The organism is Mesorhizobium sp. M7D.F.Ca.US.004.01.2.1 (genome assembly GCF_003997785.1).
Classification (GTDB): domain Bacteria; phylum Pseudomonadota; class Alphaproteobacteria; order Rhizobiales; family Rhizobiaceae; genus Mesorhizobium; species Mesorhizobium loti.
This window is the reverse complement of sequence record NZ_RZRQ01000542.1, coordinates 1-2,534: the sequence shown is the minus strand read 5'-3', so window position 1 is coordinate 2,534 and position 2,534 is coordinate 1. Positions and strand designations below refer to the sequence as shown.

2 protein-coding genes are annotated in these 2,534 nt (G+C 66.7%); both read right to left on the bottom strand.

The genetic code is table 11. From position 1 onward, the window contains the following. A partial coding sequence (locus EN993_RS34425) for a xanthine dehydrogenase family protein molybdopterin-binding subunit (RefSeq protein WP_164758008.1) occupies positions 1–1,537 on the bottom strand: 1,537 nt, incomplete at its 3' end. Beyond that, positions 1,534–2,517 (bottom strand): xanthine dehydrogenase family protein subunit M, encoded by a 984-nt coding sequence (locus EN993_RS34420; protein ID WP_127266104.1) that lies wholly within the window; start codon positions 2,515–2,517, stop codon positions 1,534–1,536. The genes EN993_RS34425 and EN993_RS34420, both read right to left, overlap by 4 nt. Positions 2,518–2,534: the final 17 nt, after the last annotated feature.

Genomic DNA, 2,534 nt, shown 5'->3' with positions numbered 1-2,534 from the left:
AACCGCCGGTGACGCCGGCACGGGGAAAGCGCGAGTCGCCGAGCCTCACCACCACGTCGTCAGCTCGCACGCCGACCGTTTCGGCGGCGGTCTGCGCCAGGATGGTGTAGGTGCCCTGACCCATGTCGATCGACGAGCTTTCGACCTCGACGGAGCCGTCGGCCAGGATGCGCACGATCGCCTCGCCATAGGCGCGCCGCACCGGATAGGTGCCGGCGGCGACGCCCCAGCCGATCAGCTGGTTGCCGTCGCGCATCGAGCGCGGTTCGGGCGTGCGCCTGGCCCAGCCGAAGCGCTCGGCGCCGGTGGCAAAAGCCTCGCGCAACTGTCTGGTCGACCAGGCTTTTTTGGCATGCGGGTCCTGTTCGGCATAGTTTCTCAGCCGGATCTCCAGCGGATCGATGCCGACCTCGTAAGCGAGCTCGTCGATGGCGCTTTCGATGCCGAAGGCCGAGGGGTTTTCGCCCGGCGCGCGCATGGCGCCAGGCACCACCGAATTGACGCGCACGACATTCTGCCTGGAGGAGAAATTCGGTGTCGCATACATGATCGAGGTGACCGACCCCAGCGGCTCGACCCACATGCCGTCCATCGATGTCTCGTTGACGCCACGATGCACGATCGACTGGATTTTTCCTTGCCGGTCGGCGCCGATGGTCACTGTCTGGCGCGTCGCGGCGCGGCCGCCGTAACCGGTGAAGGTCTGCGGCCGCGTCATCACCAGCCGCACCGGCCGGCCGAGCATCTTGGCGGCACATGCCGCCACAGCGCCATGGCTGAGCGCTAACGCCTTGGAGCCGAAGCCGCCACCAATATAGGGCGAGACCAGCCGTACGTTCTCGAACGGCACGCCGAACCATTCGGCATAGGTGCGGGCCATACCGTCCAGCCACTGGCTCGGCTCCCACACGGTGAGCTGGTCACCCTCCCAGCGGGCGATCAGGCCGTGCGGCTCCATCGGCGCCTGGTATTCGCGCGGCGTGTTGTAGGCAGCACAAATCCGCACCGCGGCCGAGGCGAATGCACCTTGCGCGTCACCCCATTCCTTGGTCATGGCGTCGATCGGAATGCCGTCGCCGGCCTTGGCGTCGCTGAGGTCGACGATCGAAGGCGTCTCGTCATAGCTGATCTTGACCAGTGCTGCCGCCGCGACCGCCTGCTCGAAGGTTTCCGCCACGATCGCCGCGACATGCTGGCCCGAAAAAGTGATGTCGCGCGCGAGCGGGCAATAGGGCTTATCGGGCGGCGGCGTGCCGAACCAGTCCGCCGCTGTCCTGAGGCTGATGATGGTGTCGGGCGTCAGCACTTGCAGCACGCCGGGCGCTGCCTCGGCCGCGTTCGTGTCGATCGCGCGCACCTTGCCGGATGCAATCGTGCTTTCGACCAGCACGGCGTAGGCGAGGCTTTCGAGCTGCTGCTCGACGGCGTATTTCGCCGCACCGGTGATCTTGGCCGGGCCGTCGACGCGCGACAGCCGGCCGCCGACGGCTTCCGCACCGTCGGATGCGTCACCATGTCTGATGTTGTGAACCGTCATGCCGTTTCTCCCATCTTGAGAATAGCCCGCGCGACAACGCGCGGCGCCAGTTCGATCTTGTAGTGGTTGGCGCCATGGTCGGTGGCGCCTTCGACGGCGAGCAGGCTGGCGGCGCGGACAGCGTCCGGCTCCAGCACCTTGCCCTTCAGCGCGTCCTCCACGGCCCGCGCACGCCAAGGCTTGGTCGCGACGCCGCCGAGCGCCACACGCAAATCACGGATGGTGCGCCCATCGGCCTCGAACTCGATGCCGACAGCAGCACTTGCCGCGGCAAACTCATAGGATTGCCGGTCGCGGATCTTGAGGTAAGTCGAACGCCGGGCAGAGGCCGAGCCGGGGATCTCGATCGCGGTGATCATCTCGCCCGGTTCGATCGCGTGTTCCCTGTCCGGCGTGGTGCCGGGCAGCAGGAAAAAGTCGTCGACCGGAACCTGGCTCTGGCCCAGATGCACGACCGCATCGAAAGCGACCAAGGCCACTGCGAGATCGCCGGGATACATGGCGATGCAGGCGTCGCTGGTGCCGAGCACGGCGTGTCCCTTTGTGACGCCGCCGATCGCCGAACAGCCGCTGCCGGGTTCCCGCTTGTTGCAGGCAGGGAAATTCGCCGGGTCGCGGAAATAGGGGCAACGCGTGCGCTGCATCAGATTGCCGCCGATGGTCGCCATGTTGCGGATCTGCGCCGAGGCCGCCTGCCACAGGGCTTCTGAGACGGCGGGGAAGCGGCTCTTGATGTCGGCATGATCGGCGACATGGCCCATCTTGGCCAGCGCGCCGATGATGGCGCTGCGCTCGCTCACCTCGATGCCGTTCAGCCCCTTGAGATGGGTGATGTCGACCAGCGTCTCGGGCTCGGCGACGCCGCATTTGGCGAGGTCGATCAGCGTGGTGCCGCCTGCGAGCAGCATGGCGCCGGGCAGGGCGGCTGCCTGGCGTGCGGCATCAAGTGAATTGGCGCGCAGATAGGAAAAATCCCTCATGATGCGACCTCCTGGGC